At 65.1% G+C, this 16281-nt stretch carries 19 protein-coding genes; 9 read left to right on the top strand and 10 right to left on the bottom strand.

Going from position 1 to position 16281, the window contains the following annotated elements; genetic code table 11:
- Positions 1–11: 11 nt before the first annotated feature.
- Complete coding sequence (locus E4K09_RS08510; RefSeq protein WP_134496314.1) at positions 12–923, bottom strand: DMT family transporter; 912 nt, start codon at positions 921–923, stop codon at positions 12–14.
- A gap of 122 nt (positions 924–1045) precedes the next feature.
- Between E4K09_RS08510 and E4K09_RS08505 the strand changes: the two genes are divergently transcribed.
- The 5 genes from E4K09_RS08505 to E4K09_RS28945 all read left to right on the top strand — a co-directional run bounded on the left by E4K09_RS08505 (position 1046) and on the right by E4K09_RS28945 (position 4487).
- Positions 1046–1585: a MarR family winged helix-turn-helix transcriptional regulator gene (locus E4K09_RS08505; RefSeq protein WP_134496313.1), complete on the top strand. Its 540-nt coding sequence runs from the start codon at positions 1046–1048 to the stop codon at positions 1583–1585.
- A 145-nt stretch (positions 1586–1730) separates the two neighbouring features.
- Positions 1731–2342 carry a 50S ribosomal protein L25/general stress protein Ctc gene (locus E4K09_RS08500; RefSeq protein WP_134496312.1) on the top strand — a complete coding sequence of 204 codons (612 nt, stop codon included), beginning with the start codon at positions 1731–1733 and terminating at the stop codon, positions 2340–2342.
- Between the two features lie 87 nt (positions 2343–2429).
- Positions 2430–3047 (top strand): aminoacyl-tRNA hydrolase, encoded by a 618-nt coding sequence (gene pth / locus E4K09_RS08495; protein ID WP_134496311.1) that lies wholly within the window; start codon positions 2430–2432, stop codon positions 3045–3047.
- Between the two features lie 80 nt (positions 3048–3127).
- Positions 3128–4225, top strand: coding sequence for a redox-regulated ATPase YchF (ychF, locus tag E4K09_RS08490; RefSeq protein ID WP_134496310.1), 1098 nt, complete (start codon positions 3128–3130; stop codon positions 4223–4225).
- Positions 4226–4322: 97 nt separating this feature from the next.
- The gene (locus E4K09_RS28945; protein ID WP_166802225.1) at positions 4323–4487 is read left to right on the top strand and encodes a hypothetical protein; all 165 of its coding nucleotides are present in this window, start codon (positions 4323–4325) and stop codon (positions 4485–4487) included.
- A 51-nt stretch (positions 4488–4538) separates the two neighbouring features.
- Here E4K09_RS28945 and E4K09_RS08485 read toward each other — a convergent pair whose 3' ends face one another.
- On the bottom strand, positions 4539–4964 hold the full coding sequence (locus E4K09_RS08485; protein ID WP_134496309.1) for a group III truncated hemoglobin: 426 nt from the start codon (positions 4962–4964) through the stop codon (positions 4539–4541).
- Between the two features lie 160 nt (positions 4965–5124).
- Here E4K09_RS08485 and nfi point away from each other — a divergent pair, with 160 nt between their 5' ends.
- A complete protein-coding gene (gene nfi / locus E4K09_RS08480; RefSeq protein ID WP_134496600.1) occupies positions 5125–5802 on the top strand; it encodes a deoxyribonuclease V in 678 nt (225 codons plus the stop codon).
- Between the two features lie 37 nt (positions 5803–5839).
- Positions 5840–6868, top strand: a complete 1029-nt coding sequence (locus E4K09_RS08475; RefSeq protein WP_134496308.1) for a MaoC family dehydratase — start codon at positions 5840–5842, stop codon at positions 6866–6868.
- Here the strand turns inward: E4K09_RS08475 and E4K09_RS08470 are convergent.
- The 8 genes from E4K09_RS08470 to E4K09_RS08435 form a co-directional block, all read right to left on the bottom strand.
- Positions 6865–7443 (bottom strand): HD domain-containing protein, encoded by a 579-nt coding sequence (locus tag E4K09_RS08470; protein ID WP_134496307.1) that lies wholly within the window; start codon positions 7441–7443, stop codon positions 6865–6867. The genes E4K09_RS08475 and E4K09_RS08470 overlap by 4 nt on opposite strands.
- 14 nt (positions 7444–7457) lie before the next feature.
- Positions 7458–8003 carry an adenine phosphoribosyltransferase gene (locus tag E4K09_RS08465; RefSeq protein WP_134496306.1) on the bottom strand — a complete coding sequence of 182 codons (546 nt, stop codon included), beginning with the start codon at positions 8001–8003 and terminating at the stop codon, positions 7458–7460.
- Between the two features lie 71 nt (positions 8004–8074).
- A complete protein-coding gene (locus E4K09_RS08460) occupies positions 8075–8953 on the bottom strand; it encodes an S-methyl-5'-thioadenosine phosphorylase (RefSeq protein WP_134496305.1) in 879 nt (292 codons plus the stop codon).
- A 308-nt stretch (positions 8954–9261) separates the two neighbouring features.
- The gene (locus tag E4K09_RS08455; RefSeq protein WP_134496304.1) at positions 9262–9882 is read right to left on the bottom strand and encodes a 2'-5' RNA ligase family protein; all 621 of its coding nucleotides are present in this window, start codon (positions 9880–9882) and stop codon (positions 9262–9264) included.
- A 64-nt stretch (positions 9883–9946) separates the two neighbouring features.
- Positions 9947–10831, bottom strand: coding sequence for a cytochrome c1 (locus E4K09_RS08450; protein ID WP_193557267.1), 885 nt, complete (start codon positions 10829–10831; stop codon positions 9947–9949).
- 23 nt (positions 10832–10854) lie between these two features.
- Positions 10855–12135, bottom strand: a complete 1281-nt coding sequence (locus E4K09_RS08445) for a cytochrome b (RefSeq protein ID WP_134496302.1) — start codon at positions 12133–12135, stop codon at positions 10855–10857.
- 24 nt (positions 12136–12159) lie between these two features.
- Complete coding sequence (petA, locus tag E4K09_RS08440) at positions 12160–12723, bottom strand: ubiquinol-cytochrome c reductase iron-sulfur subunit (protein WP_134496301.1); 564 nt, start codon at positions 12721–12723, stop codon at positions 12160–12162.
- 206 nt (positions 12724–12929) lie between these two features.
- The gene (locus E4K09_RS08435; RefSeq protein WP_134496300.1) at positions 12930–14795 is read right to left on the bottom strand and encodes an ABC transporter ATP-binding protein; all 1866 of its coding nucleotides are present in this window, start codon (positions 14793–14795) and stop codon (positions 12930–12932) included.
- A 98-nt stretch (positions 14796–14893) separates the two neighbouring features.
- On the opposite strand from E4K09_RS08435, the gene E4K09_RS08430 reads away from it, so the two are divergent.
- Together E4K09_RS08430 and hemF are read left to right on the top strand one after the other, a co-directional pair.
- The gene (locus tag E4K09_RS08430; protein WP_134496299.1) at positions 14894–15373 is read left to right on the top strand and encodes a tRNA (cytidine(34)-2'-O)-methyltransferase; all 480 of its coding nucleotides are present in this window, start codon (positions 14894–14896) and stop codon (positions 15371–15373) included.
- 10 nt (positions 15374–15383) lie between these two features.
- Positions 15384–16280: an oxygen-dependent coproporphyrinogen oxidase gene (hemF, locus tag E4K09_RS08425; protein ID WP_134496298.1), complete on the top strand. Its 897-nt coding sequence runs from the start codon at positions 15384–15386 to the stop codon at positions 16278–16280.
- Position 16281: the final 1 nt, after the last annotated feature.

Raw genomic sequence — 16281 nt, 5'->3', positions numbered from 1 at the left:
CGCGGCAGGCCTCAGGCCTTCCGAGGCCGCTTGGCCAGCACGCCGCCGCCGACGATGCAAGCAAGGCCCGCGAGGGACAAGCTCGTCAGCACGTCCCCGAACAGTAGAGCGGCGAGCAGGACGCCGAAGCCCGTGCCCCAATAGCCGATCTGGCTGAACACGACCGGCCCTGCGACCTGCTGCAGCCGGAAATTCATCAGCTGGGACAGGGCGGACATGATGCTCAAGGCCAGGATCCATGACAGGATCCCGGAATCGGCAAAGCGCCATTCCAGCGGCGCCTCGAAAACCGGCGCCATGAGCGCCACCATCACGGCCGAGCTGAGCGATGCGCCGCATGAGAAGGCAAGCGCCGAGGTGCCTTTCGGCCACCAAGCCGAACGGATGATGTTGCCGCTGGCCGCACACACCGGGATGGCAAGACCGATCAACACCCAGACCGGCTGACCGACGTTGATTTGGAGCAGCTGCTGCTGAACGAGCGCCAGCATGCCTAAGAAGCCGAGCACGATTCCGATGAAACGGCGCAGGAACATGCGTTCCATGCCGAGTCCGGCTGCAAAGCTCATGGTCAGCAGAGGCGACAGGCAGTAGACGATCGACGTATAGGCAGGCCCGACCCGCTCGACGACGAAGTAGGACAGGACCGTCGGCGCCGCGAAGCTCACGATCCCGAGGACGGCATAGAGGGCCAGATGCTCCGGCTCCATCGGGATTCTCTGGCGGGAAGCGGCGAGCCACGGCAACAGGCACAGGCCTGCGCCCAGATTGCCGAAGGCCCCGAGCTGGAAAGGCTGAAGGCCTGCGGAGAGCGCCATCTTGGACATCATGATCCGGCTGGCGAAAAGAAATCCGCACAGGCCCAGAAGAGCAAGGGGCGAACCCGAAGCGGCGGAGGCGCGCGCGGCGATGGTTAAACTCATGGCGGAACCTCTAGGGCCGGGAACGGACCAGTCTGGCGAACGGGTCGCCTGCCAAACAGGCCCTTGGCATCCCTCACCCGCCGATTTATCTTAACATCAAGATAAAAGCTGGAATTATCTCGATGTCAAGACATTCCGGTTCCGGCGGGGATTTGCCGGCCCAGGACAGGGTCGACAAGCGCCAGGAGCAATGGGCGAAGGAACTGCCGGACGTCGACACCCGGGGCATGGCGATCCTTGGCCGTGCGCGCTGGGTCACTCTGACGGCGCGGCCCCCCATTGAAGCCGTCCTCAAAGCCCATGGGCTCGACAGCGGAGAAGCGGACGTTCTCTTCACCCTGCTGCGCTCCGGCCCACCCTACCGGCTGCGCCCCACGGAACTGTTCCGCTCCCTGATGATCTCGTCGGGCGGGCTCACGGACCGCCTGAACCGGCTCACGAAGGCCGGCCTGATCCGGCGGGCTGCGGCCGAGGGCGACGGCCGCAGCCTTCCCGTGGAATTGACGGAAGAAGGCGTCCGGCGGGCCACGGCCGCCTTTCGGGAGGACATGGCCATCGAGGCGGCCATGCTCTCGGGCCTGACCGACGAAGAGCAGAACGATCTTGCCCGGCTTTTACGGAAACTCGCCCTGACGATCACGGGCACGCCGCCGTTCGACTGACGGGCCGCTCTTTCTTGCATTCGAGGGCTTTATCGCCTATAAGCCGCCTCGCGCCCGCTCGACACCCTTGGAGGCACGGGCGCGAACCTCATGGCCGCCGTTAGGCGGCCGTCGGTTTTTCATTCCCATTCAAAGGACCACGACCATGAGCGAAGTAAAGCAGATCAAGGCCGTGGCGCGCGACCGGGCCGGCAAGGGGGCCGCCCGGGCCGTTCGTCGCCAAGGCCAAGTTCCCGCCGTCATTTACGGAGCCGGCCAGTCGGCCCAGGCGATCGCCCTCGACTTCAACCAAACCAAGCAGCTGATCTTCGCCGGTCACTTCCTCACGACGATCTTCGACATCGACGTGAACGGCCAGACGGTTCGCGCCATTCCGCGCGATTATCAGCTCGACCCGGTGAGGGATTTCCCCCTTCACGTCGACTTCCTCCGCGTCTCTGCCGGCCAGACCATCAAGGTCGTGGTTCCGGTGCACGTGGTCGGCCAGGACAAGTCCCCCGGCGTGAAGCGCGGCGGCACGGTTCAGATCGTCGAGCACTCGGTTGAGCTCCAGGTTTCGCCCGACGCGATCCCGGATTACGTCGAGGCTTCGATCGAGGGCCTCAACATCGGCGCCTCGGTCCACCTCAACGACATCAGCCTGCCGAACGGCGCCAAGGCGACCTCCACCGAGAACCCCACCCTCGTCACCGTCGTGGCCCCGACCGGCCTGAAGGACGAGGAAGCGGCTCCGGCTGCCGAAGGCACCGCCGCCTGATCGGCCTTTATCGGGCGTTCGAGCCCATTGACCGGCTTCAACGCTCCGACCGCAAGGCCGGAGCGTTTCTTATGAAAAACCTGAGCGATGCGTCTCTTCGTCGGCCTTGGTAATCCGGGAACTCGCTACGCCAGAAACCGCCACAACATCGGTTTCATGGCCGTGGACGAGATTGCGCGCGTGCACAATGCCGGCCCTTGGCGCAAGCGCTTTCAAGGAGAGGCCGCAGACGTGGTGATCGGCGGCCAGAAGGTGCTGCTCTTGAAGCCCCAGACCTTCATGAACCTGTCAGGGCAATCAGTCGGAGAAGCGCAGAACTTCTTCAAGATCCCGCTCAAGGATGTCACGGTGTTCTACGACGAGCTCGATCTGCCGCCCGCCAAGCTGCGCGTGAAGATCGGCGGCGGCAATGCGGGCCATAACGGCCTGCGTTCGATCTCCGCCCATTGCGGCAACGATTACCGCCGCGTTCGGCTCGGCATCGGCCATCCCGGCCTCAAGCCTCTCGTGCAGGGCCATGTGCTGGGCGATTTCGCGAAGTCGGAGGAGCCATGGGTCGAGGATCTGTGCCGCATCATCGCCGACAATGCCGCCCTCCTCGCCAAGGGTGAGGACGGAAGCTTCCAGAACAAGGTCCACCTCGCCATGGAGGCGAAGGGCTGGACGGATGTGAAGCGGCCCGGAGAGAAGGCCGCCGACAAGTAGGAATTCAGGCCGGCGCTTTCTGCCGGCTGACGCAAGAACAATGCCGGCCACAGGGGCCGGCCAGGACAAGGAGTGAGGCCATGGGCTTCAAGATGGGCATCGTCGGCCTGCCGAACGTGGGCAAGTCCACCCTCTTCAATGCGCTCACGCAGACAGCCGCGGCGCAGGCTGCGAACTATCCGTTCTGCACCATCGAGCCGAATGTGGGCGACGTGGCGGTGCCGGACGAGCGTCTCGACAAGCTCGCCGGCATCGCGAGTTCGGCCCAGATCATCCCCACCCGCCTCACCTTCGTGGACATCGCGGGCCTCGTGCGCGGCGCGTCCCGCGGCGAAGGCCTCGGCAACCAGTTCCTGGCCAATATCCGGGAGGTGGATGCCATCGCCCATGTGGTGCGCTGCTTCGAGGATACGGACATCACCCATGTCGAGGGCAAGATCGACCCCATCGCCGATATCGAGACTATCGAGACCGAGCTGATGCTGGCCGATCTCGACAGCCTCGAGAAGCGCGTCACGGCGCTCGAGAAGAAAGCCAAGGGCAACGACAAGGAGGCGAAGGAGACGCTCGATCTCGTCAACCGCACCCTGCCGCTGCTGCGCGACGGCAAACCGGCCCGCATGGTGGAGCGCAAAGTCGAGGAGGAGCGCCTGTTCCAGATGCTGGGCCTGCTCTCCTCCAAGCCCGTTCTCTACGTGTGCAACGTGGAGGAAAGCTCCGCCGACAAGGGCAACGAATTCTCGGCGCGCGTCTTCGAACGCGCCAGGGAAGAAGGCGCCAAGGCCGTCGTGGTCTCGGCCAAGATCGAGAGTGAGATCGCCGTTCTGCCGGCCGAGGAGCAGAAGGATTATCTCGATGCCGTGGGCCTTGAGGAGCCCGGCCTCAACCGCGTGATCCGCGCGGGCTACGAGCTCTTGGGCCTCATCACCTACTTCACCGTGGGTCCGAAGGAAGCCCGTGCCTGGACGATCACCACGGGCACGCGGGCACCCGCCGCCGCCGGCGTGATCCATACGGATTTCGAGAAGGGCTTCATCCGGGCCGAGACCATCGCCTATGCGGACTACGTATCCCTCAAGGGCGAGGCAGGCGCGCGCGATGCGGGCAAGCTCAGGCTGGAAGGCAAGGACTACGTCGTCCAGGACGGCGACGTGATGCACTTCCGCTTCAACACCTGACCCGGATCGGGAACGGAAACTGTCGGAATCCTGAACGGGCGCTTCCCGGTCCGTTCAGGAGATTTCTGCTTTCATGACAAGCATGGAGGTTGGATCCATGCAGGACTTCTTTGAGACAATCCTTTCGACGTTCCTTTCCCCGGGCTTCGGCAGCGCCGAGTTCTTCGTCGCCGTTCTCGTGGCCTGCGGCCTCGTCATGATCGCGATCTCGTCCCTCCTGCCGAAGACGGCTTCCGATGATCTGGAGTGGTGGGAGCGTTAGGCTTCCGGCCAAGCGGATGTCGGCTCCGCCAAAAGAAATCTCCATCCCTCTTTACGGCAGGCGCAGCGCCTTCGGGCCGATGCCGAGTCCGATCTGAAGGCTCTCGGCGATCCGCCGTGCGCGCTCGATGAAGAACTCGGCCACGTCCGGCTTAAGGATCTCGCGCGCCGTCCCGGCGAAAAGATCGAGCCAGCGCGCGAACAGCTCGGGCGTGAGATCGAGCCCCATATGCGCCGCCTGCGGCTTGCCGCTGTAGCGCGCCGTCCTCAGGGCGATCGACGACCAGAAATCCACCATGACGGCCAGATGCTCGCTCCACCGGCCCGACACGGCCTTGTGGAAGATGGGTCCGAGCTCGGGATCGCGCAGCACACGGTCGTAGAACGTGACGACAAGCTCCCGGATCATCGCCTCCGTCACCCCTTGGGCGGGAGTGATGATGGGGATGCTGCGGCCAGTGGCGGTTTGTCGAGACAACTGGATCTCTCAGGTAAAATGGGCTCTCCCCGCTCTTATGGGACTTGTTCGGCCGGAATGCCATAAGGGGCATTCCTGAGTTGCTGGCAGCGCATGAAGCAGGGCGGATCGATCCTCCACCTTGAGCGTTGAGCCTTTTAGGAACATTCTCGCCACCTTCATGCAGCTTCATCGCCGCCATTCTTGGGACCTCTCCCCTTCCGAAGCCATCGCCCTTCAGCAGGAGCTGAGGCGGGAGGTCGTGTCCGACCGTCCCATCGATCTCGGGGCGGTCAAGCTCGTGGCCGGGGTGGATGTGAGTGTCAAGAACGAGCAGTCGCAGGCCGCGATCGTCGTCGTGACCTTTCCGGGTTTTCTGCCCGTCGAGACCGTTCTCGCGCAGCGTCCGACGCCGTTTCCCTATGTGCCCGGCCTCCTGAGCTTCCGCGAAGGCCCGGTGCTGGAGGAGGCGTTCGAAAAGCTGAAGAGCGAGCCTGACGTGTTCCTGTTCGACGGCATGGGCATCGCCCATCCCCGACGCATCGGCATCGCCAGCCATATGGGCCTGTGGCTGCAACGCCCGACCATCGGTTGCGGCAAGACCCTGCTATGCGGACGCTACAAGGATCTCGCGGAGGAGAAGGGATCGGCCGCGCCCCTGATCGACAGGAAGGAAACCATCGGAGTGGCCCTGCGCACCCGCACGGCCAAGAATCCGATGTTCATCTCGCCCGGGCACCTGGCCGATATCCCGAGTGCGGCCGAACTCGTGCTTCTCTGCTCTCCAAAGTATCGCTTGCCCGAACCGATCCGCTTGGCGCACAACGCAGCCGGACAGTTCAGTCCCGTCCCGGCCTGAGCTCAAGCGCAGCGTTTGAAACCGCATAGAACACGCCATGCCCCGTTACGCTTTCGAAGACTTCACGCCCGGCTCCACGCAGATGCTCGGCCCCTACACGGTCACGAAGGAGGCGCTGCTCGCCTTCGCGCAGGAATATGACCCGCAGCCCTTCCACGTGGACGAAGTCGCCGCCAAGGACAGCTTCATCGGCACGCTCATCGCCTCAGGCTGGCACACCTGCTCCATCAACATGCGCCTGTTGGCGGACGGGCTGATCCTCGATTCCACCTCCATGGGGGCCCCCGGCATCGAGGAGGTGAAATGGCTCAAGCCCGTCAGGCCCGGCGACACGCTGCGCTCCCGCATGACGATCCTCGAGGCCCGTCCGTCGAAGAGCCGGCCCTCCATCGGCCTCGTGCGCTTCGGGTTCGAGATGCTGAACCAGGCCGACGAGACCGTGTTCACGCAGAAGAACTGGGTCATGTTCGGCCGTCGCGACGCGGAACCCGCCAAGGGCTCGGACCCGGGTCCGGGACCGTCCGTTCTTGCGGCAGCCTCCCCCGCCATGCCTGACCACACCCCGGAGCGGGAGCTGCCCCACATCTCGTCCAATCCCTATTTCGAGGATCTGATGGTCGGGGAAGCCGAAGAGCTGGGCTCGTACACCTTCGAGGCCGGCGACATCATCGACTTCGCCCGGCAATTCGACCCGCAGCGGTTCCACGTGGATGCGGAGGCGGCCAAGGACAGCCTGTTCGGCGCCCTCTGCGCCTCCGGATGGCATACGGCTGCCATCTGGATGAAGCTGATGGTGGCCCATCGCGACCGCATCCGCGCCAATGCGCTGTCCCACGGCGCACGGCCCGCAAGGCTCGGCCCCTCGCCCGGCTTCACCGATCTAAAGTGGCTGAAGCCGGTCTATGCGGGCGATACCCTCACCTACCGCTCGACGGTGACCGGTAAGCGCGTGTCGAACTCCCGTCCCGGCTGGGGACTGGCGTTCCACCACAATACCGCCACGAACCAGCACGGAGAGGAGGTCTTCTCCTTCGAGGGCATGGTGTTCTGGGAGCGGCATCCCTAAAGAGCCCGCGACGCCTCCGCCCGCGCTCTTGTATCCTGGTCGAGCAGAGCGCGGATTTCCGCGAGCAGCGGGTGGGCCGATGTCTGTCTCCGGCCATAGCCGAGATTGAACGCGTAGTCGAAATCGGCGGGGTTCTGGCCCTGATTGTGCTGAAGGATCGTCTCCAGCTTGTCGAGGCCCTTGGCCAGGACGGCCTCGGGCGATGCGGCCGCCTCATACTCTTCCCACAGGCCCAGGATCTCGGCGCGCTTCACCGGATCGAGCGACCGGGTGAGCACTTCCAAGTCCGCCCTCTCCTGCGCGGGCTTGCCGGAGCCTTCCGTCTGCATCACGGCGGGGACGTCGCCGCTCAGGGCCTCGCCGAGATCGTGGACGATGCAGAGCTTGACGAGGCGCAAGAGGTCGATGTTCCCGAACTCGTCCGCGAACACGAGCGCCATGAGGCAGAGCCGCCATGTATGTTCGGCCACGCTCTCGGGACGTCCGGTAGAGGTGTGGCCGCTGCGCAGGGTGCTCTTGAGCCGTTCCGCTTCCCGCAGGAATTCCAGCGCCCCCAGAAGGCGGTCGCTTGGCATCGCCGATGCTCCCCTTAGTGTCCTTCGAAGCTCACGAGGCTGCGAACTTCCACACCAAGATCGCGCAGCTTCGAGGCTCCGCCGAGATCGGGTAGGTCGATGATGAAGCAGGCCGCCACGATCTGCGCGCCCATCTGGCGCAGGAGCTGCGTTGCGGCGACCGCCGTGCCGCCGGTGGCGATGAGATCGTCGACCAGGATCACGCGCTCGCCCTGCCCGATGGCGTCGGTGTGGATCTCCATTTCATCCACGCCGTATTCCAGCGAATAGGCGATGCGCACCGTCTCATGGGGCAGCTTGCCCTTCTTGCGGATCGGCACGAAGCCCGAGGAGAGTTGATGGGCGATGGCGCCCCCGAGAATGAACCCGCGCGCCTCGATGCCTGCGACCTTGTCGACGCGCCCGCCCGCGAAGGGATGGACCAGCTCGTCCACCGCGCGGCGGAAAGCCCGCGCATCCCCAAGAAGGGTCGTGATGTCGCGAAATACGATGCCGGGCTTCGGATAATCTGGGATCGAGCGGATCGCTGCTTTCAGATCGGTGAGGAGACGCTGGTCCATGGGATGCCTGCCGTGAATGCCGGTGTCGTGTGCTCGAGGGACGCGCGATGCCGGTTCGCTCCCCCGATGGTCTAGGCGGGGTTTAGCACACGGCCCGCGACGGCATCGAGCTTTTTCAGAAGCCCGGGATCCCGCGCCGACGGGGCCGTCATGATGGCGCCGTCGAGCGCCTGGTCGGAGCCCACGGGGCACGGCTCGTGCTCGGCGGGGAAATCGCGGGCGATGCGGGCGATCAGGCGCGCCACCTTAGAGGCGTTTTCCCGGGCGACCGCGACGACGGAGGCCACGTCCACGCTGTCGTGCTCGGGATGCCAACAATCGTAGTCGGTCACCATGGCGACGGTGGCGTAGGTGATTTCGGCCTCGCGAGCGAGCTTGGCTTCCGGCATCGCCGTCATGCCGATCACGTCGTAGCCCTGCTCCCGGTAGGTGATGGATTCGGCATAGGTCGAGAATTGCGGCCCTTCGATGCACACGAGCGTGCCGCCGACGGCATGCGGGATGTCCTCCGCCACCGCAGCGGCCGCGATCCGCCGCTGCAGCAGGGGACAGACCGGATGCGCCATGGGCACATGCGCCACGCAGCCTCGGCCGAAGAAGGAATTCTCCCGCTTGTGGGTGCGGTCCACATACTGGTCGACCAGCACGAAGAAGCCCGGATGATACTCCTGCCGGAAGGAGCCGCAGGCGGAGACGGAAATCAGGTCCGTGACACCGGCCCGCTTCATCACGTCGATATTGGCGCGGTAGTTGATGTCAGAGGGCGAAAGCCGGTGGCCGCGGCCGTGGCGGGGCAGGAAGGCCACGTCGGTCTCGCCGATCCGCCCCATGCGCAGCACATCCGAGGGCTCGCCCCAGGGCGAGGCGATGGGCCTTTCCCGCACATCCTCGATCCCAGGCAGATCATAGACCCCCGATCCGCCGATGATCCCCAGAACTGCCTTCGTCATTGTTGTCCGGTCCTCGCGTCAAACTGAGCCGCGACCATAGCGGCTGTCGGGCGAGAACCCAAATGGAGGCTCCGTCGAACGGTCCATGCTTCGCCATGCCGGCCTTTCCCGGCCATCCCGGTCAGAAGAGCGCGCCTCCGCCATCACCGGCACAGGGCCGGTGATGGCGTGAGGGAGCGCAAGGCTCTTTCCCTGCTGCGACAAGTTCCAAGAGCATCGGACCCGAAAGTGGAATCCAACCCGATGCTCCACTTTTGAACGGCGCATCGTTCGGGCAGCAAACCGCGTCCACTTTTCTGCACGATGCGCTAGCAGAGCGGGAACGACTGGACCTCATCGAGAACCTGGCAGGGGAAAAGGGTCTCCCGGATGATCTTGAGGCGCGTCACGGGAGCCCTGATCGAGACCGGGATTGCCTCCAACGCCTCGACGGCCGCATCCGGCACCCGGTCGGAGGTACGGTAGCGCGCGAGCGTCGTGTGGATGAGGTCATAGCGGATGGGTTCGAGGCCGGGCGGAGGAGGAAGCTCCTCGGCAATGGCTTCGCGGAGCTTGGCGATCAGACCCGTCTCGTCCGTGGCGACGGCGATGATGGCCGTGTCCGTCGCCTTCAGCCGGGTGAAGTGCAGCTCAAGGGGGCCATGGCCCCGGCACAGCCCGTCGAGCAGGGCCCGGCAGGGCTCGGCAATGCCGCTCCAATAACGTTCCTTGTCGAGATGCGCCTTCACCTGGATCAGGGCATAGAGCGTGACGTGGAGCGCCTCGGGCATTGCGAGGAAGAGCGGAGTGGGCCAGAGTTCGGCGATGTCCCTCCGAAGGTCCGCGAGAGAGGCCTGCGTCTCGGGGGAAAGGTGCGGCTGGACATGATAGGCGAGGCACGGCTGGCCCCAGATGTCGTCGGCGATGGTCTGCAGCATGCCGTCCGGCATAAATTCGTCCCGGCGGGATGTCACCCGAAAAGAAAAGGCCCCGGGGACCGGGGCCTTTCTTATGTTACGGATTGTGGGTCATCGGAGGCGTAGCGTGGCCTTCGACCTCGCCGCCCACCCGGGCCCACACCTTCTTCTTGGTGAAGTAGAGCAGTCCCGACAGGACGAGCAGGAACAGAATGACCTGGAAGCCGAGGCGCTTGCGGGCCTCGAGATGCGGCTCCGCCGTCCAGGTGAGGAAGGCCGTGACGTCCCTCGCATACTGGTCGACGGTCTCCGGAGCCTGGGGCTGACCGGCCTCGTTCTTTGGGTACTCCACCTGCCCGTCGCTGAGCGGCTTGGGCATGGCGATCACGTGGCCCGGGTAATAGTGGTTGTAGTGGCCGCCCTCGGGCACCCGGAAGCCGGCCGGGGGCTCCTGGTAGCCGTTGAGCAGCGCCACGAGGTAGTCGGCGCCGTTCTCCGAGTACTGGCGGAACATGTCCGTGATGAACCAGGGGAAGCCGCGCTCGTAGGTGCGGGCCTTCGCCATCAGGGACAGGTCCGGAGGAGCCTTGCCGCCGTTGGCCGCGGCCGCGGCGTTCTCGTTCGGGAACGGAGACGGGAAGCGGTCGGCCGGGCGGCCGGGGCGCTGGAACATGTCGCCGGCCTCGTTCGGGCCGTCCGTGATCTGATACTCGGCGGCGAGCGCCTTCACCTGGGCCTCGGAGAATTCCGGACCGCCTTCCTCCGCGAGGTTGCGGAAGGCCACGTAGGACAGGCCGTGGCAGGAGGCGCAGACCTCGCGATAGACCTTGAAGCCGCGCTGGAGCTGTGCCCGGTCGAAAGTGCCGAACGGGCCCTGGAAGCTCCACTTCTGCTGCGGCGGGACGGGAGTCTCGCCGGCAGCGAAAGCGGGAGCGGAGAGGCCGAGAACGGCCGCTGCGATGAGAAGAGTACGCTTCATCATTTTCTTTTTCCCCAACTCTCGCATCAGCCCTTGGAATGCGGCTCGGCATTGGCGCCGGCCGGGATTCCGGCCCCGCCCTTCTGCACGCCCATGACGGATTCGAGGATCGAATTCGGCAGCGGCAGCGGACGCTCGACGAAGCCGAGCACCGGCAGGACGATCAGGAAGTGGGCGAAGTAGTACACAGTGCAGATCTGCGATGCGATCACGTACCAGCCCTCCGCCGGGCGCGAGCCCAGCCAGCCGAGCACGACACAGACCACCACGAACAGCCAGAAGAACTGCTTGTAGAGCGGGCGATAGGCCGTGGAGCGCACCTTGGAGGTGTCGAGCCAGGGCATGAAGCACCAGATCAGGATGGCCGAGATCATCGCGATGACGCCGCCGAGCTTGTCGGGAATGGCGCGCAGGATCGCGTAGAAGGGCAGGAAGTACCACTCGGGCACGATGTGCGCGGGCGTCACGGCCGGGTTCGCCGGGATGTAGTTGTCCGCGTGGCCGAGATAGTTCGGGATGTAGAACACCCACCATGCGAAGAAGAGCATGAACACCACGACGGCGAAGATGTCCTTGATGGTGGCGTAGGGGGTGAACGGAACCGCGTCCTTGCCCGACTTGATCGGAATGCCGGTCGGGTTGTTCTGGCCCGGCACGTGCAGCGCCCAGATGTGCAGGATCACGACGCCCGCGATCATGAAGGGCAGCAGGTAGTGCAGGGAGAAGAAGCGGTTCAGGGTCGGGTTGCCCACCGAGTAGCCGCCCCAGAGATAGCTGACGATGGTGTCGCCGACCACCGGGATCGCCGAGAACAGGTTGGTGATCACGGTGGCGCCCCAGAAGCTCATTTGGCCCCAGGGAAGCACGTAGCCCATGAAGGCGGTGGCCATCATCAGCAGGAAGATGATCACGCCCAGGATGTAGAGCACTTCGCGCGGCGCCTTGTAGGAGCCGTAGTAGAAGTTGCGGAAGATGTGCACGTAGACCGCGACGAAGAACATCGACGCGCCGTTGGCGTGCAGATAGCGGATCAGCCAGCCGTAGTTCACGTCGCGCATGATGTGCTCGACGGACTGGAAGGCCATCGTCGCATTCGGCGTGTAGTACATGGCCAGGAACACGCCCGTCACGATCTGCGAGACGAGCATGAAGACCAGGATCGCGCCGAAGGTCCAGAAATAGGTCAGGTTCCGCGGCACCGGGAATGCGATGAACGAGGAATGGATGAGCCCTGCGATGGGCAAGCGGCTTTCGAACCACTTACCGAAGGCGCTCTTGGGAACGTAAGTTGTGGGATGTTCGCTCATGATTGTCGCCTGATCGTCCCGGGGTTACGCCGTGGCTTCTTGGCCGATGATGATCTTCGTGTCGGACGCGAAGGAATAGGGCGGGATCGGCAGGTTGATCGGCGCCGGACCGCCGCGGACGCGGCCGGAGGTGTCGAACACCGAACCGTGACAGGGACAGAACCAGCCATGGTACTCGCCCTGCTGGCCGAGCGGCACGCAACCCAGGTGGGTGCAGTTGCCGTAGACGATCAGCCACTGGGACTTGCCTTCCTTGACGCGGTCCGCGTCGGCCTGCGGATCGCGCAAGCTGGCCACGTTCACGTCCTGGGCGGACTTGATCTCCTCGGCCGTGCGGTGACGGATGAAGATCAGCTTGCCGCGCCAGAAAACCTTGACGATCTGCCCTTCGGCGATCGGCGTCAGGTCCACCTCGACAGGGGCGCCTGCCGCCACCGTCGCCGCGTCGGGCGCCAGGGACTGGACGAAGGGCCATACCAGGGTTGCTCCGCCGACAGCGGCGGCCGCGCCCGTGGCGATGTAAAGGAAATCGCGCCGTGTCGGCTCAGCGACATGAGTGGTGGTCTCGGCCACTTGGCTCTCCAGCATTGATCAAAAACGAGAACCGCGCATCGGCAATGTCTTGCAAACCAAGGCATTCGGCACGCCGGTTCCGGGTTGAAAGGAACAAGCATACGCGTCAACGCGCACGCAATGCGACTGGGAGTCGCCGCGCGGTGGCTCTTTGGCACGGTCAAGCCCGCCTGTCCATAGGCGGATTGGAGATGTTCCAACCTGTTTCCTTGGAAACCAGCCTAGACGGACACCGCTTCCGGAGATCCTTCGCCCGCCCCCGCGCCCAGGAATCCGCCCGACTGCCGCCGCCAGAGCCGGGCATAGAGACCGCCCGCCTGGAGAAGCTCGGCATGGGTCCCCTCCTCCACGATACTCCCCTCTTCGAGGACGATGAGACGGTCGAGGGCCGCGATGGTGGAAAGGCGATGGGCGATGGCGAGCACCGTCTTGCCCTGCATGAGGGTGGACAGGGAGTCCTGAATCGCCGCCTCGACCTCGGAATCCAGGGCGGAGGTCGCCTCGTCGAGCACCAGGATCGGGGCGTTCTTCAGGATCACGCGGGCGATGGCGATGCGCTGGCGCTGACCGCCGGAGAGCTTCACGCCGCGCTCGCCCACATGCGCGTCATAGCCGCGCCGCCCGCGATGATCCTCGAGACCCATGATGAAGTCATGGGCATGGGCAAGGCGCGCCGCCTCCAGGATCTCCCTCTCCGTGGCCTCCGGCCGTCCATAGGCGATGTTGTCCCGGATCGAACGGTGGAGGAGCGAGGTGTCCTGGGTGACCACTGCGATGGAGGAGCGCAGGGAGTCCTGCGAGACCCTCGCGATGTCCTGCCCGTCGATGAGGATGCGCCCGCCCTCCACGTCGTGCAGGCGCAGGAGCAGCGACGTGATCGTGGTCTTCCCGGCGCCGCTGGTGCCCACGAGTCCCACCTTCTCGCCTGCCCGGATCGTGAGGGTGAGCCCTTCGATGACGCCCTCCTCCCTGCCGTAGTGGAAGGAGACGTTCTCGAAGCGGATCTCCCCCCGGGCGACCTTGAGGCGCGGCGCCTGGGGCGCATCCACGAGCCCGTGCGGCCGGGCGATGGTCTGCATGCTCTCCTGGACGGTGCCGATATTCTCGAAGACGTCGCGGACCGTGTGCATGACCCAGCCCGACATGGCGAGGATCCGCATCACGAGAGCAAGGCCGGAGGCGGCCTCGCCGCTGGTCATGACGCCCCGGCTCCACAGCATCACCGAAAGGGCCCCGGTGGCGGCCAGGAGCAGGCTGTTCATGACGGAGAGGAGGCCGGAAACGACGGAATTGAGCCTCAGGGACCGAAGAAAAGCGTCCGTGTTGGCCCGCACGGCCTCCTTGACGGCCGAGCGCTCCTCGTCGGCCCGCGCGAAGAGCTTGACCGTGAGGATGTTGGTGTAGCTGTCCACCACCCGGCCCACGAGCGCCGAGCGGGTATCGGCCACCTTCAGGGACCGCTCCTTGGCGCGCGGTACGAAGAAGCGCAGGAGAACCGCATAGCCGATGATCCAGAGCCCCATGGGCAAGGCGAGCCATGGACTGACGCTGGAAAAGACGCCGAGCGCTGTGACCGCATAGATCGCCACGTAGAGCAGCGTGTCGATCATCGTGACGGCGATGCTGCGGATCGCACCCCCGCCCTGCATGATGCGGTTGGCGAGCCTCCCTGCGAAATCGGCCTGGAAATAGCTCACCGCATGGCCCAGCGTGTAAACATGGGTCCGCCAGCGGATCATGTTGGTGCTCTGCGGGATGATGATCTGATTGGCCACCAGCTCATGCGCGAAGTTCAGGACAGGCCTGACGAACACGACGAGGGCGGCCATGACCATGAGCGTGGTGCCGTGCTCGTCCCAGATCCGGTCCGGCGTGGAGTTCGACAGGATGTCCACCAGCCAGCCGAGCAGGATGTAGAGGGACGATTCGAACAGGCCGACGATCAGCGCCACGAAGAACAGGAGGACGAGCCAGGAGCGGACGGGCCTGAGATAATGCCAGGTAAAGCCCCCCACGGTGTTCGGCGGCGTCTCGTTCTCGTCGAACGGCGCGAACGGATCGACCCGCTTTTCCAGCCACCGGAACATTCCCTTCCCCGAATTCTTTGCCGTGGTCCCCTGCTTTAACACAGGCCGGACCGAAGCGTTCACTTGACGCCGGGCGCTCCTGCACCGATGACGGTGCCATGCCTCGTCTCGCCATATTCCAGCCGGACATTCCCCAGAACACCGGCACCATGCTGCGCCTGGCCGCCTGCCTCGGCGTTCCCGTGGAGATCATCGAGCCCGCGGCCTTCGACGTGTCGGACCGCAACCTTCGCCGCTCCGGCATGGATTACCTCAACCATGTGACGATCAAACGTCACATCTCCTGGCGCGCCTTCGAGGAATGGCGGCGCGAGAGCGGAGGCCGGCTCGTGCTCGCCACCACGAAGGGCGCCGTGCCCTACACGGATTTCCGCTATGCCCCGGAGGACGTCATCCTGGTCGGCCGCGAATCCGCCGGGGTGCCGGATGAGGTCCATGCCGCGGCGAATGCCAGGATCGTCGTGCCCATGCAGGCGGGCATGCGCTCGCTCAACGTGGCGGTGACCGCCGCCATGATCCTCGGCGAAGCCTTGCGGCAGACCGGCTCCTTCCCTATTCCCGCGCCAACCGACACGTGAGGCGACCCCCATGACCGACACAGCCGACATCGAACGCCTGCAGATCGAAGCCCCGCTCTGGTTCGCCTCCCTGCGCGACCGGATCTGCGCCGCCTTCGAGGCGATCGAGGACGAGGTCACGGCGCCCCTGCCTCCCGAGGCCTCGCAGGCGGGCCGCTTCGAGCGCACGCCCTGGGAGCGCACGGATCACAGCGGCGCGCCGGGCGGCGGCGGCGTGATGTCGATGATGCGCGGGCGGGTCTTCGAGAAGGTGGGCGTGCATGTCTCGACCGTCCATGGCGAGTTCGCGCCGGAATTCCGTGGCCAGATTCCCGGCTCCGACCAAGACCCGCGCTTCTGGGCCGGCGGCATCTCGCTCATCGCCCATCCATGGAACCCGAACGTGCCGACCGTCCACATGAACACGCGCTTCGTGGTGACGACGAAATCCTGGTTCGGGGGCGGCGCGGATCTCACGCCCGTGCTCGACCGCCGCCGGACGCAGGACGATCCGGACACCGTCAGCTTCCATGCGGCGATGGCGCAGGCCTGCAGCCGCCATGCGCCCGAAGGCTCCTATGAGAAGTACAAGACATGGTGCGACGAGTATTTCTATCTCAAGCACCGCCGCGAGCCCCGTGGGATCGGCGGCATCTTCTACGATTACCACTGGACCGGGAACCCGGACGAGGACCTTGCCTTCACCAAGGATGTGGGCGAGGCCTTCCTGCGGATCTATCCCGAGATCGTGCGCCGCAACGTTACGACGGGCTGGACGGACGAGGACCGCATCGAGCAGCAGGTGCGGCGCGGCCGCTACGTGGAGTTCAACCTGCTCTACGACCGCGGCACGATCTTCGGCCTCAAGACCGGCGGCAACATCGCCTCGATCCTCTCCTCGATGCCGCCGACGGTCAGGTGGCCGTAGA

Source organism: Microvirga pakistanensis (genome assembly GCF_004458765.1).
In the GTDB taxonomy this organism is placed as follows: domain Bacteria; phylum Pseudomonadota; class Alphaproteobacteria; order Rhizobiales; family Beijerinckiaceae; genus Microvirga; species Microvirga pakistanensis.
This window is presented reverse-complemented; position numbering and strand designations above follow the sequence as displayed.